Origin of the sequence: Methylobacterium crusticola, from assembly GCF_003574465.1 — a bacterium.
Lineage (GTDB): Bacteria > Pseudomonadota > Alphaproteobacteria > Rhizobiales > Beijerinckiaceae > Methylobacterium > Methylobacterium crusticola.
Window position 1 is genome coordinate 1 of the sequence record NZ_QOWC01000204.1, and the last position, 15,098, is coordinate 15,098.

The window sequence follows — 15,098 nt, forward strand, 5'->3', positions numbered from 1 at the left end:
GAGGCCGGCGAGCAGGATGTTGAGGGCGATCTCGTTGGGGGTCTTCTGCCGGGAGGCGCCCTCGACGAGGGCGATCATCCGGTCGATGAAGGTCGAGCCCGGCGCCGCCGTGATCCGCACCCGGATCCAGTCGGACAGGACCTGGGTGCCGCCCGTCACGGCCGAGCGGTCGCCGCCGGATTCGCGGATCACCGGGGCCGACTCGCCGGTGATCGCCGCCTCGTTGACCGAGGCGACGCCCTCGATCACCTCGCCGTCCGACGGGATGATGTCGCCGGCCTCGACCAGGACCACGTCGCCGACCCTGAGGTCGGTGCCCGGCACCACCCGGTGGGCGCTACGCGGGCCGCCGACCTGCGCCGCGGGACCGGAGAGGAGCTTGGCGGTGGTCTCCGTCCGGGTGCGGCGCAGGGAATCGGCCTGGGCCTTGCCGCGGCCCTCGGCGACCGCCTCGGCGAAGTTGGCAAACAGCACCGTGAACCAGAGCCAGAGGATGATCTGACCCGAGAAGGCGAGATCGGAGCCGCCCGTGAGGAGGTCGCGGACGAACAGCAGCGTGGTGAAGACCGCTACGACTTCGACCACGAACATCACGGGGTTCTTGGCCATCTGGCGCGGGTCGAGCTTGCGCACCGCGCCGAGGAGCGCCGGCCCGATCAGGGCCGCGCTGAGGAGGGAGGTCTGGGATGAGTGGGCCATGGTGGTGAGATCCGGGTGGGCCGGGAGGAGCGGCGCAGGGCGCCGCCACGGGAGGTCAGTGCGAGAGGGCTGCGCCGCCGAGGAAGACGGCGGCCCAGATCGCGAGCGCGCCGAGCAAAGCCAGGCCGGTCAGCGCCAGGACGATGTCGCAGGGCCGCAGGGCGGTCCGGTCCTGAAGGCGTCGCGAGGGAGTGACGCGAGGCCGGTGACGCGCGAGGCCCCGGCGGATGCGGTCTACGTGTGTGGCGGGCACGGCTCAGCCCCCCGCCGCGAAGGTTTGACCCGCAGCCCCGGCGAGGTGCTCGACGATCGGGCCGAGGGCCAGCGCCGGGAAGAAGGTCAGACCGCCGATGATCAGGACCACCCCGACGAGGAGGCCGACGAACAGGCCGCCATGGGTCGGGAAGGTGCCGGCCGACGTCGGCACCGTCTTCTTGGCGGCGAGCGAGCCCGCGATGGCGAGGGCCGGGATCTTCACGAAGAAGCGCCCGACCAGCATCGCGACCGCCAGGGTGGTGTTGTAGAACAGCGTGTTGGCGGAGAGGCCCGCGAAGGCCGAGCCGTTGTTCGCCGCCGCCGAGGTGTAGGCGTACAGGATCTCCGAGAAGCCGTGCGGGCCCGCGTTGGCGGGGCCGGCGAGGCCGGCGGGCAGCACGGTCGCGAGCGCCGTGAAGCCCAGCATCATCAGCGGCAGGCACAGGATGCCGAGCATCGCCATCTTGACCTCCTTCGCCTCGATCTTCTTGCCGAGGTACTCGGGCGTGCGCCCGACCATCAGCCCGGCGACGAAGATCGCCACCACGACGAAGATCAACATACCGTAGAGACCAGCGCCGACGCCGCCGATGATGATCTCGCCGAGCTGCATGTTGATGAGCGGGATCATGCCGCCGAGCGCCGTGAAGGAGTCGTGCATCGCGTTGACGGCGCCGCAGGAGGCCGCCGTGGTGACGACCGCGAACAGGGCCGAGGCGGCAATGCCGAAGCGGACCTCCTTGCCCTCGAGGTTGCCGCCCGGCACGCCGAGCGCGTGCAGGAGCGGGTTGCCGGCGGCCTCGGCCCAGTAGGTCACGGCGATGCCGGCCAGGAACAGGACGCCCATGGCGCCGAGGATGGCCCAGCCCTGGCGCTCGTCGCCGACCATGCGGCCGAAGACGTTGGTGAGCGCGGCCCCGAGCGCGAAGATCGACACCATCTGGACGAAGTTCGAGAGCGCCGTCGGGTTCTCGAACGGGTGGGCGGCATTGGCGTTGAAGAAGCCGCCGCCGTTGGTGCCGAGCATCTTGATGGCCACCTGGCTCGCCACGGGGCCAAGCGCGATCGTCTGCCTGCCTCCCTCGAGCGTGGTGGCATCCACGTAGGATCCGAGGGTCTGGGGCATGCCCTGCCAGACCAGGAACAGCGCGTAGGGGATGCAGATCGGCAGGAGCACGTAGAGGGTGGCCCGGGTGAGGTCGACCCAGAACGAGCCCAGTGTGCGCGTCGAGGCGCGGGCGAAGCCCCGGATCAGCGCCACCGCCACCGCGATGCCACTTGCCGCCGAGAGGAAGTTCTGGTGGGTGAGCCCCAGCATCTGGGACAGGTAGGAGAGCGTGCTCTCGCCTCCGTAGCTCTGCCAGTTGGTGTTGGTGACGAAGCTCGTCGAGGTGTTGAAAGCGAGGTCGGACGCGACGGCGGACTGGTCAGCCGGGTTGAGCGGCAGCACGGCTTGCAGGCGCAGGATGCCGTACAGCACCAGGAAGCCAGCGATGTGGAAGACGACCATTGCCCCTGCGTATGAGAGCCAATGCTGCTCCTGGCGCTCGTCGATGCCGGCGAGTCGGTAGAGGCCGCGCTCGACCGGGCGCAGGACGGGCGACAGGAGGGTGCGCTCGCCGGTGAAGACGCGGGTCATGTAGATCCCGAGCGGCTTCACGAGGGCGAGGACGACAGCGCAGTAGAGCGCGATCTGGATCCAGCCGATGAGGGTCACGGGAGAGTTCCTTCAGAACCGCTCGGGGCGGACGAGGGCGTAGGTGAGATAGGCGAGCAGGCCGAGGGTCATGAGACCGCCGAGCGCGTAGTCGAGCACCATGGCAGGCCTCCTCACAGGCGTTCGCACAGGGCGGCGTAACCGAGTGACAGGGCGAAGAAGCCCAGACCGGCTGCAATCAGAGCGATGTCGAGCATTGGTTTTCTCGCGATCGGATGGCCTGGGCCTTCGGCACCAGGACGCATCGAACTGGACCGCCTATGAGGCAGTCTCACCGCGGCAGTGAACACCGGATCCACATAAGCGTTCGAGAGGGGAAGCAGGCCAAAGATATAAAGGTGGTATAAAGATCCGGGCTTGCGCGGCTGGCCTGAGCACGGGTCCGCCCCCCCGCTGTGCGGGGGGGAATGGGCCCGACGGGCTCCCCAAATCTACCGCATCGGCTTCAGCGTCCAGGAGAACTCGCGCAGGCCGCGGCAGGAGTGAGCCGTGCCGCGGCACGGCTCGTGGTAGCAGGTTGCCCGCAACGCCTGCCAGTCGATCTGCAGGACACACGTCGCCCCTCTGCGGAAGCCGCGAGCCTGAAACCCGCACCTCCGGCATATCGCCCGCACGCGCTCGAGCGCCGCGATCCCTCCCTCCTCGGCCGAAGACCTCACGCCGCGACGGTAAGAAGGATCTGCTTGGCAGCCAGAGCGATGAGGAGGAACCAGGCGGCCTCGTCATAGTGGGTGAAGTAGGGAGCGATGAACGGCTCCTTGAGCACGATCGCGAGGATCGCGCAGACCACGGCGGCGCCCCACATCATGACGAAGAGGGTTCCCCAGCCGCTCGAGCCGAGCAGTGCGTTGAGCGTTGTCCAGGACAGGATCAGCGCGATCCTCAACCCGAACCGCTTGAGGACGAGGCAGATGCGGCTGATGCGATCGGGCGCGGCGAGACCTGGCGGCGGCTGAGCTGGATCCGGCATCGCGGGTGTCAGCGGCCATTCTCGAGCAGATCGAGGGTCAGGCGGATCGAGCCGTGGCGCCGGCGAGTCTCGCCCTCGGCGTAGGTCATGGCCGCGTGCTGCGAGCTGAACACGCCTCCGGCGTGCCCGCCGGCCTCGATGGCACGCCATAGCCCGTCACGGCCCCGCCCAACCAGGAACTCGGGGGTTGAGTGGCGATGACACCGATCCCGCTCGGCAGCGCTGTGGATCCGGCCCATAATGCATTCTCCCGCTCGTTTGCTATCGAGGCTTGCGGTCGATGGCGTCGGAGCACGTGGGACAGAGAGTCCCGCATGAAGACACCGTGCTCAGATCGGCGGCGAGGCCATCAGCCGGTACCAGCCGTGGGGCGAGAGTCCGAGGACGATCCAGAAGCTCACGCCGCGCGTTGTCAGGAGCACGTCGCGGTTGTTGCGACGGCGCTCAAACAGAACGTGAACGGCGCTCATGGTGGATGGATGCCAGGACGATAACGTTTGCTGATCTGAATGTGCCGCTCACGGCGTAAAGAAGCAATGTGAGCGGTCAGGCTACAAAGTAAAAATCTCATAAAGACGGCTTGGACGGGGGCACACGACCACGCGTATTTTCTCGTCGGCAGCCAGTGAGCCTATGCTATTGGCAAACCAGGATCGGCCTGGTTCGCCAAGGCTGCATCGGCGGCAGACGATCAAACCACAACGAGAGCAAGACTTGCCGATGGCCCGCGTATCACCTGCTCCTGCCCTGCAGACCCCCGGTGTCGTCGCCGCGAGCGTGTATGCCGACGGTCACCGGATCGCCGACGTACAGGTCGAGGAGGCTGGGGAGTGGGCGCGCCGGCCCGGCCATTTCGTATGGATCGGCCTCTACGAGCCGTCGTCGGAACTGCTCCAACAGGTGCAAGCCCAATTCAACCTGCACCCGCTTGCCATCGAGGATGCCCGGAACGCACACCAGCGGCCCAAGCTCGAACACTATGGCGACTGCCTCTTCGTGGTCACGCGCACGGCGCAGCTCGTGAACGACCGCATCGCTCTGGGTGAAACGCACTTGTTCGTGGGGCGCGGCTTCGTGGTGACGATCCGCCACGGCGCCTCCGTCTCCTACACGCCCGTGCGGCAACAGACCGAATCCTGCCCACAACTGCTGGCGCATGGCGAAGACTACATCCTCTATGCCGTGCTCGACTTCGTGGTCGACAACTACGCGCCCGTCATGGAAACGATCATGGCGGAAGCCGAGTCGCTCGAGGATCGGATCCTCAGGCGCGAGCTGCTGCCCGCTGAGATCGAGCGCCTGTATCTGCTTCGGCGTGATCTGCTGCGCCTGCGCACGGCCGTCGTGCCCCTCGTGGAGGTCTGCCGCAAGCTCGAGCATGGCGACTTGGTAGCGGTCGACGAGGAGATGCAGCCCCTGTTCCGGGACGTGTCCGATCACTTGCGGCGGGTCGAGGACGAGATCGACGCCCTGCGTGAAGTGCTGGCCTTCGCCTTTGAGGCGAGCTTGATGCTCGGACAGGCGCAGCAGACTGTCATCACCCGCCGCTTGGCCGCCTGGGCCGCTATCCTGGCCGTGCCGACGGCCATCGCGGGCATCTATGGAATGAACTTTGAATTTATGCCGGAGTTGAAGTGGCGTTACGGCTACTTCGCTGTATTGACCGGCATCTTTGCCATCTGCGCCGTCTTGTACTGGCGTTTTCGGAAAAATGGCTGGCTATGAACGCGATCGAAGTTTAGGAAACGCGCGCACTTTGCATAAGCTTGGCTTACAGAACGAGAGAAGCTTGCCGCGGAAGCCAGGCTGGCCAGGAGGAGCTCACGGTACGACACCCCTCAACTATGCTGTCGAGGATCAAGCGTGTTTTATGTCTCGGACACCTCGCCGTCACACCTCCCCAAGTCTATGGTGGCGCCCCGCGTACTCCAAGCTCGATTTGCCCAATGCGCCTGCTGCCATGACAGTGATCACCATCGAACGCCTCATCCCTGGATCTCTCGTGCTCTTCGGCGGGAACCGCGCTGCCGTGATCACGCCAGACCTCGCCGACCGCTTCGAGCCCGGCGACCACCTGCTGGTCCTGCCGGAAACGGGCGACTTCCTGCACATCCCGGCGGCTCAGATGCTCCTCGCGGGCGCTGCGGTGGACCGCGCTCACGCGGCGTTCCAGGCGATGTCAGCCGTCTCGGATCAGGCTGTCGACCGGTTCTTCGACGGTTTCGCCGCGCTGCTGGAGGCCCAATCTGTTTGGGATGCAGTCACGGAGGCGAACCTGCGTGACGTGGAGCGCGCGCGGAGTGACGGCCGCTCAACGACCCGCCTCGTTGCCTCAGACCGAATGCGGCACGACATGATTGCGGGCCTCCGGGCGTGGCGAGACAGCGATGCCGGATCCGCTCACGGCACGACGTGTGGGTTTCGAGTGATCGGAGCTCAGCATCTACGACCGCGCCGGGCCGAGTGGTCGACATGGCGTCCTGCGGGGCCCGGTGCTGGCAGGCGTAGCTACTGCTCGCTACAACTTGAAATAGTCTTCCACGACGGCGGTCGTATCGCTTAAGCCAGCACGACGTCACCCACCACGGCGAAGTGGGACTCCACTCTCCCCGTAAGATCCGCCGGGATTGGCCGCTACAGCGGCGTAGGCGGGGTCACCGAGGATAGCGGCCCGGAGCCCGGCGACAGTTGTGCCCGTAAGTGTGACATTCCCCATGGCGCCGTTGCCGAGCCGCTCGTTCGTAATACCGGTGGCTATTTTGTCGGCCTCAGCGAAAATGGGATCGCTGCTATCACGTAAGGATTGTCCTAGTGCGTCGTAATAACACGCCTGTGAGATATAGGCACACATCTCGCTAACAATCATCGATGTCGTACGACGCCGAGCGTCGATCAGGGCATGGGTGCTTTCATGAACGATAAGCGCTCTTTCATCATCATCCAGACCATAATTCTCGTTAGGGAATTCGAAGTTGTTTTTACGGGGATCGTACTGAGCGCCGAACCCAGGACCCATTTGTTTCACGACAAAATCGATGCCTCCTGCAGCCTTTCCTTTCGGCAAAAGCGCCAATGCGACATAGTAAAAACCCGAGCCGTCGATATGAACACCATCAAGTGTGAAGTTGATTCTTTGAGCCTCGTCAGACGTGATGATCTTCCCGACGCGAGATCGAAGGCCTTGGTGGCTGGGGGCGCCCATGCTCGTCGCTCCAACTGAAATCCGAAATTACCTAACATTTCTTTATGAGAGAATCGATTGCAAGTGCGAATGCACACACATGACGTACTCATCTGCTTTGATTGCCCAGGCGCGATGAAAATTTTAACATCCAGAACAGATTTGCGGCGGATCCCATCGGATCGCCCGCGTTTATTTCTGCCGCGATCCTACCCGAATGGGCCATATCGTGTCATTGAGAAATAACAAAACCGCAAAGTACTGGATTAAAATAACGCATGATCGATCCAGGGCCTTCTGAGGGCAGCTTGAATCGGCTGGAGATTTGGCACGGCCCTGGATTTGATGCGATGCGCGGGATCGAGATCTACTCCGCCAACCTTAACCAGCAATCGGAGACGGGATTGGTGGCGACGAGGCATGAGCCCTGCGGCTCACGGCCGGCCACTCGTTCAGGCGGCGCAGCGGGATCCTGGCCTCGATCAGGAGGTCGTCTGCGAGCAGGCCCTGGGCGACTTCGAGCCGAGCCTCTGGGAGTGTCTCCAGGATCGTTCGTACCGCACCAGCGATGTGGGCTTTGCGGTTGGGACTGAACTCGATCGGCACCTGCTTGAGGGCGCAGAGCATGGCCAGCGTGGTCGCACGACGGCGTCGGACCCGGTGGTGCGCTCAGGCCTCGGTGACCCGCAGGAACACGACCTCGACGCCCATCCACATCACGCGGACGCGCGGCGGCGACCACGCGGGGGCTGGCCAGCTGAACCGCACTCCAGCCGAATGCATCATCATTTCGCTTGGCCCGCTGGTGGTGATCTCCAGGTCCAGGTTGAGCGTGTTTGGATCCGTGCCCTCCGATCGGACAGCTCAAGGTGGGGCATCTCATCGGTGTTGCCGAGCTCGATCTCGCCGGTGACGTGTAGGATCCTGGAGGACACGGCCGTCTTCAGAGCGGCCTTCCATCTCCTCATCCTGGGTACGGCATCGCCCGACATGTGACGGCCTCCGAGCCGCGTAGCCCCACGGCGTAGCGAGCATAGAGCGGGCCGCGGACGACACTCGCCGCGGGCGTCAACCCTATGAGACAGACGCAGCGTAGATCGCGAGCCCCGCGATACTGAGGGAGAACCCGATGAAGAGGATACGGCTGTTCGCCAGATCGGTTCGCCCTTCACGACCAAAGAAGGCCACGATCAGCACCACGGCGCCGATTGCTGCCATACCTCCGCCCAGCAGGTCCACGGCGAAAGTGCCCTTCATGTCGTCAGAAGCACATGAGGAGTATGGTCTAGCCGCGCTGACTGCAAGCTCGTTCGACCAGCCCCGCCGCGAGCTTACCCGGTTCGAGGGAGATGTCCGGCGACGTGACCTGATCGAAGGCGCGGCGTGAGGCTTGCGATCTCGAACACGATCCTTTCAGCCATCATGACAGCGCACCGTTCTCGGGATCGATCGGCGCTCGGACGCTCGACAGGAGCTATTGCATGACGCTCCTGCCCCTCGACCATCCGCGTCGCGGCCCGGAGCTCCCGCACGGTCCGCGCGAGCATCCGCCTGAAGGCGATCGCCTCGGCTGAGTACCGCCCGTGCTTCCAGGTCGAACGCCGCGAGCGCTCCAGGCCCTCCGGCGTCCGCGGGCCAGTGCTGGCGCCTCCGTGAATCCGGCACCGTCCGTTTGCCACGGCTCCGGCTCGGCAGGCGGACCCGCTCCGAGTCTGGGCGCCGCAGCGAGGTGCAGCATGAGCGGCTGCGAGAGCGGCCTCCCAGCCGCTTGCATGGGGTTGGTCGGCCGGAATCGCCTTCACCCCCTAACCTCTCCGCCGCACCGGAGGCCCCCGGTCACGCTACCCGCCACCACGGCCTGAGCGCCCTCGCCGATGTGGTTGTGCTGGACCACCACGACCTGCCTCCCGCCCGAGCGCACCCGCTGCAGGGTCTGCATGCCGGCCTGGAACGAGCCTGTCAGGCGGGCGTAGGCGCGAGCCATCCGCTCGGCCTCGACGCAGGCGGCCTGCCGGCTCGGGCCCAGCGTCCGGCTGGCCTCCCCGAGGTGCTGCTGCATGACGGCTGCCGCCTTCATGGCGGCGACGTGGGCGGTGGCGAGATGGTGGGCCAGCATGCGCTCCAGCCCGTCGGCGGGCCGGATGGTGTCGGCCGTGTCGAGGGCCATCTCCAGGCAGCCGGCCTCCTTGGCGAGGTCAAGCCGGTCGCGGCTGGCGTCGGCCGCTACAGCGTCCGGGCTGGCCAGGGTGTCGAGGATGGCCGGCATGGCGGTCGCGGCGAAGTCGTCGGTGTGCACGATCTCGCCGCCGGCTGTGCGCAGCGTGGCGGGGTCGAGCGGGGTGCGGGCCTTCGCCTCGTAGCGGCCGGCGAAGGGCGCGGCCGCGCCGTTGGCTTCGGCTCGGACTCGGGCCACGCCGAGGATGGTATCGCCGGATCTGCGTCGGGTAGACATGCGGGTAGCATACACGATATTTGAAACCGGTTCAGCCAGCAGATCCGACATCTTGCCTATTAGCGTCACTCAATCGCTGCTCATTCGAATGGCCCTGCTCATGCCGAATGCACTCGTCGTCATCCAAGCGAAGGAGGCGGGTACGATTTCCTTGCGATAGGTTCCGCCCCGCGCAGCCCACGTGGATAGATTGCCGCTTCGGGGAGTGCAGCACGTGAACGAAAACCTCGACGCGACCTGGGGCGAGTCACTCGTTGCCGCGGCTGTACGCTGTGATAAGGCGGAGATTGCCGCGTTGTTGCCCCCTGCCGTGCGCAACTCGCCCAATTCTCTCAACGGTGGCTACTTCCTGCTCGAAGGAATTGACGCCGAGGCGCGCCTGCTCGGCAGCCAGCTTCTCGTCAGTTGGTTACGGGCACGTGGCGATGCATGTGGTGCGGCGGCTCTCGCGCTGCCGCTGCTAACCACGCTGCTGGGACGAGCGGAAGTGCCGCTCGTGAAGCATGCCGCGCTGCAACTCAGCAACGTCGCGGGCGTGTTCGCCTCAGTTGTCACGGACATCGGTCAGCCTGCTTCCACGCTCGCAATCTGGCCTGCTCTGGAGGCAGGCTTGCGGCGCGTTGGCCTGGACGGTGTCGTTGTGACCTTGGCGGCGGCACGCGCGGAACTTCTCCTCCGCAATGGGCAGTACGAGCGTGCTGATCGACTTGTCCGACGCCTCTCCGGATCTGCTGCGCCGCAAGGCGAAGAGGTCGATGCGTTCACGTATCAAATCACGGTTCAGCGCCTGGCGAGTCTGCGTGAGCGTTTCGTGCGGCGTCCAGACGAGTTCCCCAAGGCCGATCCTGGGCGCACGCCCGACGCGCCTCCGCGGGGCTCCGAAGCGCAGGCCCTGATTGTGGCGGCGCAGACCCAGGCCGCAGCGCTCGACGGCGCAAGGCATCCCTACGGGGCAATCTCCACCTTAGCGTCGACGCTCTTCCGCTTCGCAGCTAGCCACGACCCACCTACTCTGAGCGTCCTGCTTCCACCGCTGCAGGCGTTGGTGTCTTTCTGCGCCGCCCACAATTTTGCGGACGACGAGCGGACTGCGCGCTGGCTCGAGACAGTGTTCCTGCGCCGTATCGGAGCGCTGGATGAGGCCGCCGCCGGGCTCAGGACGATCCGGGACGGAGTCGAGGCGCAGCGCTTGCGGATCGACGATCCGCACCTGCGCGCCGCTGCAGGGATCGGGATCACGCACCTATACGCTGTGAGCGCGCAGGTGCTGTATGACCTCAAGCAACATGGTGAGCTGTTCGCAGCGATCGAGGAGGCTAAGTCCCGCATTCTCACCGACCTCGTCTCCGCCGCTGAAGCCCGCCACTTGCTCGACCCTGCGGCTCCGCGCGCCCGCGTCGCCTGCAGTGCCGAGGCGCTGCTGGGCGAACTGCGTGCGGTTCTGGCGGCCTCCTCTTTGCGCGCGCATTACCTTACGCTACTCGCCGACGACGGGGTCACCTACGCGGTCTTGGTCGACGCTGACGGAGAACTGCATGCGTGGCGTGCGGCGCTGGGCCGTGCAGCCATGCTGGAGACCGCAAGCCAACTCGAGACGCTGTTGCGAGGAGACCGCCAGGCGCTCGCACGACCAAAACCGGGGATCCTGTCGGCTCCCGACGAGGCCCAGCGCTGGCCCTTCGATGCAGTACTGAACCGTGTCGCGCCGCTACTAGCCCCGCTCAATAACTTGCTGGAGTGCGGCACGCTGCGAGAAGGTGACGTCCTATGCGTCTCTCCCGATGGTCCCGGTTTCGGTCTGCCGTGGGCGGCTCTGCCCCTCGCTGAGACGCCGCTAGCTGACCGGTTGATCCCAGTGCTGGTCCCCAGTGCGCGAGCGCTCCTGGCCGCCTTCGATCAATCTCGCGCGCACGATCCGCGTGGCGGTGCCGACATTGTGCAGGCACCCCACGGTGGCGAGAGCTTGGCGGCGCTTGAGGGTTTCGAGCAGGAGGCGGCTGCATTGGCACGCCTCGCCCCCACGGCATTGCACCGAGGCGGTGCAGCATCATTCCGAGCGCTCGAGGGCCTCGATCTCCGCGGAGGCGTGGTGCACTTTGCTGCTCATGGCGAGTTCAAGCCTCGTGCTCCACTGGACCGGTCCGGCTTGGCGCTACCCGAACCTGACGGCCGCATGCCGGAGAGCGAGGATCGCCTCGCTGAATGTCGCCTTACCGGCGCGCGCGCGAGTCGCCTCGCCCTAGCAGGCAGCCATGTAACCTTGCGAGCGTGCGTATCAGGCTCGGTCAGCGAGATTGCAGGACGCGAGGCGCTGGGCATGATCTTCGGGCTTTGGCAGGCCGGCGTACAGAGCGTGTTAGCTGGACAGTGGGATCTGAACCTGAGATCCTCAGTCGTCTTAGGGGAAGCTTTTTACAATATCTGGTTGCGTTCCGACCTATCGCGCGCGACTGCGTACGCGGGTGCCATGCGGGCGGTGCGCGAAGCTGAAGGTAGCGCGGCGTGGGCGCATCCATACCACTGGGCCGGCCTAACACTGTGGGGCTGGTGGGATTGAATGGAGGACACGATGTCGAGCAACGACTTGGCGGCGCGGATTGATGCTCTGCATCCGAAGAACGCTGTGCGGATCCTGGAGGCCATCCGAGACAAGTCCCTGCTGGCTCTCTCCGACGAGGCCGTCAGCAAAGCTGAGGCGGATATGGAAGCTTTTGTGGCAGAGCTGAACCTACCTCTCGGTTGGCGAGATCAGATCGTCACCAGCTTGAATCAGGGGGAGGACGCACAATCTGCAGACCAAGGAGGGCAGGCAGCAAAGTTGATTTTGAAAGAGATGATCAACCGCCCTGAGTTGCAGGTTCTGGTCGAGAATAATCTCTCAATCAAGGATGACTCTGCTTCAGTAACTTTGGCCCTTGGGCTACCACTTGTCGTGGCAGCGGCTTGGATGCTTGTTTCCGGACGGCTCCGTGTGGCCTACTCTCCGGAACGTGGGCTTGAGGTGGAGTACGAAAAAGATGGGCTGTCAGCGCCGCAGCAAGCGAAGCTGCTGCCCGGATTTGTGAAGGCGATACTTGGTTTGGCGAAATCAAGCGTGGGTGAAGTGACGGGCGGCACGAGCACTATCTCTTGTTAGTTCTTGGTGGACAGGCAAAATTAGAGTCCAGATATTATGAGATTTCTGTTGTTTTTTATGTCCAATTACTTGATAGCCGGCGCGACCGATGTGCAGCCGCTCAAATGAGGCTGTTAGACACGAAGACCGAGCGGCCGCCGCGCCCCGGCAGGGCAGTAAGCATGCCGCCCTGCGCAGTCTTGAGCCCACCTTGCGACGACCCTGCTCACTATTCGGATCAGGTCGGCCGAGGTGTACGGAAACGGAAGCGGCGCGGTTGGGCCGAACGTCAGTGCGAAGGGCGGCTACATGCCGGGAAGCGCCGCGATGTCGCGCGCCGGGCCAGAGGCACCCGCGATCTTGGCCACCATCGTCGCCTTGCCGGTGGCGAGATCAACTGAGTGCAGCGTCTCGCCCGACATCAGCCAGCCCTGGCTCTTGCCGGCAGCGTCGGTGGTGATGTCGAACACCGCGCCTTCGACCGGCACGCCGATCATGCCCACCGTGTTGAGGATACCGTCGTTCGGCGGCGCCTGACGCAGGAGCGCGCCCGATGCGTCGACGTCGTAGAGCGCCGTCTCCTTCGCGCCCTTCATCGAGTTGGTGTAGGCGCCGGCCACGACCTTCGCGGGCTTGCCCTTCATGCTGTCGGTGTCGGCGAACTTCAACGCGCCGTCCTTCGTCACCTTGCCGTCGTCGACGTTGGCGCGCAGGTTCGTGCCATCCGAGCCGATCACCCGCAAGCGGTCGGCGACCGGATTGAAGTCGACGGTGGCGACCACGCCAGCAGGCAGCATGGTGTCGAGCTTCGACTTCACCGTCGCCTTGCCGGTGGCGGTGTCCACGATGAGGATGGTGCCGTCGGCGGCGAGCGCGTAGAGCATGCCGTCGGCCGGGCGCACGTCGATGCCGAGGATACGGCCCGGCGCGCCAGTGACCTTCACGGTCTTCGTCACCTTCTTGGCGGCCACGTCGATCATGGCGAGGGTGTCGTCGCCGATGAGGGCTGCGGCGCTCTGAGCCTGCGCCCCGTTCGCGAGAGTGACCGACGCGAGCAGCGCGGCCGCGAGGATAGCTCGTTGCATGGGTGTCTCCCGTTCCAACCGGGACGCACCCGGCAGCGCGGATACACGCCGGCCACACGGCTGGATGCGCGGCACGCCATTATTTTTGCTGGCGCATCCAGGAGCGGTTCCTGCGTGTAGTTTGGCCGTGGATGTGGAGAGGTCGGAGTTCGCGTGCGCGGGGTGTCAGAGGTGGCGCAGGCCGCGCTCTCAGTGGACGAGGCGCTGCAGCGCTCGGCGCGCGGCGACCGCGCCGCCCTGCGCGCACTCTACGAGAGCGAGGCGCCGCGGATGCTCGGGGTAGCGCTCCGGATCCTGCGCCGGCGTGCGCTGGCCGAGGAGGCGGTGCACGACACGTTCGTCCAGGTCTGGCGGCGCGCCGGCGGGTTTGATCCGGCACGGGGCTCCGGGCGTGCTTTTCTCTACGCGATGCTGCGCAACCGCGCGCTCAACATCCTGCGCGGCGAGGCCCGCACTGATCTCACCGACACGCTGGACGAGGCCGTGCCGAGTGAGGAGGAGGGACCAGAGCAGGTGGTGGTGCGCCTCTCGGAGGCGGGCGCGCTGCGGCGCTGTCTCGACGGGCTCGACCCGCGCCGCCGGAACGCCATCGTGCTCGCCTACGCGCATGGGCTCAGCCATGGTGAGCTCGCCGGGCGGCTCGGCCTGCCGCTCGGGACTGCGAAGTCGTGGCTGCGTCGCTCCCTCCTCGCGCTCCGGGAGTGCCTGTCGTGACAGCCGCCGAGCGCGATGCCCTTGCCGCCGAGCACGTACTCGGCGTCCTCGACGAGCCAGACGCCGCCCGGGCAGCACGGCTCGTTGAGAGCGACGCGGAGTTCGCAGCGCTCGTCGAGGCTTGGCGCACTCGTCTCGCCGAGATCGACGCGACGGCCCCTGCTCAACCGGCTGGCGAGGCGCTCTGGCTCCGGATCGAGGGCGGCCTTGGCGGTACCTTGCCGGTCCTGTCGTACCCGAGCCTCGCTGACCGGCTTATTGGGCTGTGGAACAGCCTCGGCTTCTGGCGCGGCGCCGGCCTCGTCGCCGGGACCGCCTGTCTGGCACTCACCGCAGGGCTCGTGGTGCTGTGGGCGCGGCCACCCGCGCCTGTCTTGATCGCCGCGCTCCTCACCGAAGACAATCGGGTCGCGGCGATCGTCAATGTCGCGGCCGACGGGCGGACCGATCTGATCCCGCTCGCTGACGTGCCAGTTCCGAGCGGGCGTGCGCTGCAGGTCTGGACCCTGTGGGATCGGTCCCGCGGCCCTGTCTCGGTCGGCCTCACCCGGACGCCGAGGCGGCTCGATCTACGGGTAGGCGATCTGCCGAGAGCCGTGCCCGACCAACTCTTTGAAATCACCCTTGAGCCCGAGAGTGGCTCGCCGACTGGTCGGCCGACCGGGCCTGTGCTGATGAAGGGATTAGCCGCAAGGACGTTGTGAGCGGAAGGCAATGCGTCCTTTAAGGTTCGCGTTCACAGAAACCCTTCTCCCGAGTGTCCCTTGAAAGCGTTCGCCCGCCGGATGTAGCCGACCACGGTGCGGGTATCCCCGTACTCGGACTAATCCATAGTCCGGGTGAGGTCCGCCCCGCGCTCGGCTGCTGGGAGAAAGAACCACCTAGAGCAGCATCCGATCACGCTGCAATC

General features: G+C 65.7%; 15 protein-coding genes. 6 read left to right on the top strand and 9 right to left on the bottom strand.

All coding sequences use genetic code 11. The annotated features are described in order from the left end of the window. The 4 genes from DT057_RS30070 to DT057_RS30085 all read right to left on the bottom strand — a co-directional run. Window positions 1-699: P-type ATPase actuator domain-containing protein (locus DT057_RS30070; protein ID WP_477458537.1), on the bottom strand; the 699-nt coding region annotated here is incomplete at its 3' end. 256 nt (window positions 700-955) lie between these two features. Next, on the bottom strand, window positions 956-2,671 hold the full coding sequence (gene kdpA / locus DT057_RS30075) for a potassium-transporting ATPase subunit KdpA (RefSeq protein WP_128565736.1): 1,716 nt from the start codon (window positions 2,669-2,671) through the stop codon (window positions 956-958). A 12-nt stretch (window positions 2,672-2,683) separates the two neighbouring features. Continuing rightward, window positions 2,684-2,773 (bottom strand): K(+)-transporting ATPase subunit F, encoded by a 90-nt coding sequence (locus DT057_RS30080; protein ID WP_128565737.1) that lies wholly within the window; start codon window positions 2,771-2,773, stop codon window positions 2,684-2,686. Between the two features lie 553 nt (window positions 2,774-3,326). Next, window positions 3,327-3,641 carry a hypothetical protein gene (locus DT057_RS30085; RefSeq protein WP_128565738.1) on the bottom strand — a complete coding sequence of 105 codons (315 nt, stop codon included), beginning with the start codon at window positions 3,639-3,641 and terminating at the stop codon, window positions 3,327-3,329. 720 nt (window positions 3,642-4,361) lie between these two features. On the opposite strand from DT057_RS30085, the gene corA reads away from it, so the two are divergent. Both corA and DT057_RS30100 read left to right on the top strand, forming a co-directional pair. Beyond that, window positions 4,362-5,366: a magnesium/cobalt transporter CorA gene (gene corA / locus DT057_RS30095; RefSeq protein WP_128565748.1), complete on the top strand. Its 1,005-nt coding sequence runs from the start codon at window positions 4,362-4,364 to the stop codon at window positions 5,364-5,366. 235 nt (window positions 5,367-5,601) lie between these two features. Further along, window positions 5,602-6,204 carry a hypothetical protein gene (locus DT057_RS30100; RefSeq protein WP_203236418.1) on the top strand — a complete coding sequence of 201 codons (603 nt, stop codon included), beginning with the start codon at window positions 5,602-5,604 and terminating at the stop codon, window positions 6,202-6,204. A 12-nt stretch (window positions 6,205-6,216) separates the two neighbouring features. Here DT057_RS30100 and DT057_RS30105 read toward each other — a convergent pair whose 3' ends face one another. The 4 genes from DT057_RS30105 to DT057_RS30125 form a co-directional block, all read right to left on the bottom strand. Then, window positions 6,217-6,843 carry a hypothetical protein gene (locus DT057_RS30105; RefSeq protein ID WP_128565740.1) on the bottom strand — a complete coding sequence of 209 codons (627 nt, stop codon included), beginning with the start codon at window positions 6,841-6,843 and terminating at the stop codon, window positions 6,217-6,219. A 1,053-nt stretch (window positions 6,844-7,896) separates the two neighbouring features. Then, a complete protein-coding gene (locus DT057_RS30115) occupies window positions 7,897-8,079 on the bottom strand; it encodes a hypothetical protein (protein ID WP_128565742.1) in 183 nt (60 codons plus the stop codon). A gap of 74 nt (window positions 8,080-8,153) precedes the next feature. Further along, on the bottom strand, window positions 8,154-8,624 hold the full coding sequence (locus DT057_RS37330) for an HGGxSTG domain-containing protein (protein ID WP_269153123.1): 471 nt from the start codon (window positions 8,622-8,624) through the stop codon (window positions 8,154-8,156). Further along, window positions 8,621-9,235 (bottom strand): hypothetical protein, encoded by a 615-nt coding sequence (locus DT057_RS30125; RefSeq protein ID WP_238314259.1) that lies wholly within the window; start codon window positions 9,233-9,235, stop codon window positions 8,621-8,623. Before DT057_RS30125 ends, DT057_RS37330 begins: the two co-directional genes overlap by 4 nt. Window positions 9,236-9,488: 253 nt before the next feature. Here DT057_RS30125 and DT057_RS30130 point away from each other — a divergent pair, with 253 nt between their 5' ends. Beyond that, a complete protein-coding gene (locus tag DT057_RS30130; RefSeq protein WP_128565744.1) occupies window positions 9,489-11,831 on the top strand; it encodes a CHAT domain-containing protein in 2,343 nt (780 codons plus the stop codon). Between the two features lie 12 nt (window positions 11,832-11,843). Continuing rightward, entirely contained in the window at window positions 11,844-12,410 is a 567-nt protein-coding gene (locus DT057_RS30135; protein WP_128565745.1) for a hypothetical protein, read from the top strand. Window positions 12,411-12,694: 284 nt separating this feature from the next. Here DT057_RS30135 and DT057_RS30140 read toward each other — a convergent pair whose 3' ends face one another. Next, entirely contained in the window at window positions 12,695-13,474 is a 780-nt protein-coding gene (locus DT057_RS30140) for a DUF4394 domain-containing protein (protein ID WP_128565746.1), read from the bottom strand. A 162-nt stretch (window positions 13,475-13,636) separates the two neighbouring features. On the opposite strand from DT057_RS30140, the gene DT057_RS30145 reads away from it, so the two are divergent. Both DT057_RS30145 and DT057_RS30150 read left to right on the top strand, forming a co-directional pair. Continuing rightward, window positions 13,637-14,188 carry a sigma-70 family RNA polymerase sigma factor gene (locus tag DT057_RS30145; RefSeq protein WP_269153124.1) on the top strand — a complete coding sequence of 184 codons (552 nt, stop codon included), beginning with the start codon at window positions 13,637-13,639 and terminating at the stop codon, window positions 14,186-14,188. Beyond that, complete coding sequence (locus DT057_RS30150) at window positions 14,185-14,892, top strand: anti-sigma factor (RefSeq protein WP_128565747.1); 708 nt, start codon at window positions 14,185-14,187, stop codon at window positions 14,890-14,892. The genes DT057_RS30145 and DT057_RS30150 overlap by 4 nt, the downstream gene beginning before the upstream one ends. Window positions 14,893-15,098 lie beyond the last annotated feature (206 nt).

Excerpts from the sequence above, each read along its gene's own strand:
- corA (WP_128565748.1), top strand. The coding sequence starts at position 4,362 with ATGGCCCGCGTATCACCTGCTCCTGCCCTGCAGACCCCCGGTGTCGTC.
- DT057_RS30100 (WP_203236418.1), top strand. The coding sequence starts at position 5,602 with ATGACAGTGATCACCATCGAACGCCTCATCCCTGGATCTCTCGTGCTC.
- DT057_RS30085 (WP_128565738.1), bottom strand. The coding sequence starts at position 3,641 with ATGCCGGATCCAGCTCAGCCGCCGCCAGGTCTCGCCGCGCCCGATCGC.
- DT057_RS30080 (WP_128565737.1), bottom strand. The coding sequence starts at position 2,773 with ATGGTGCTCGACTACGCGCTCGGCGGTCTCATGACCCTCGGCCTGCTC.
- DT057_RS30135 (WP_128565745.1), top strand. The coding sequence starts at position 11,844 with ATGTCGAGCAACGACTTGGCGGCGCGGATTGATGCTCTGCATCCGAAG.
- DT057_RS30115 (WP_128565742.1), bottom strand. The coding sequence starts at position 8,079 with ATGAAGGGCACTTTCGCCGTGGACCTGCTGGGCGGAGGTATGGCAGCA.
- DT057_RS30105 (WP_128565740.1), bottom strand. The coding sequence starts at position 6,843 with ATGGGCGCCCCCAGCCACCAAGGCCTTCGATCTCGCGTCGGGAAGATC.
- DT057_RS30140 (WP_128565746.1), bottom strand. The coding sequence starts at position 13,474 with ATGCAACGAGCTATCCTCGCGGCCGCGCTGCTCGCGTCGGTCACTCTC.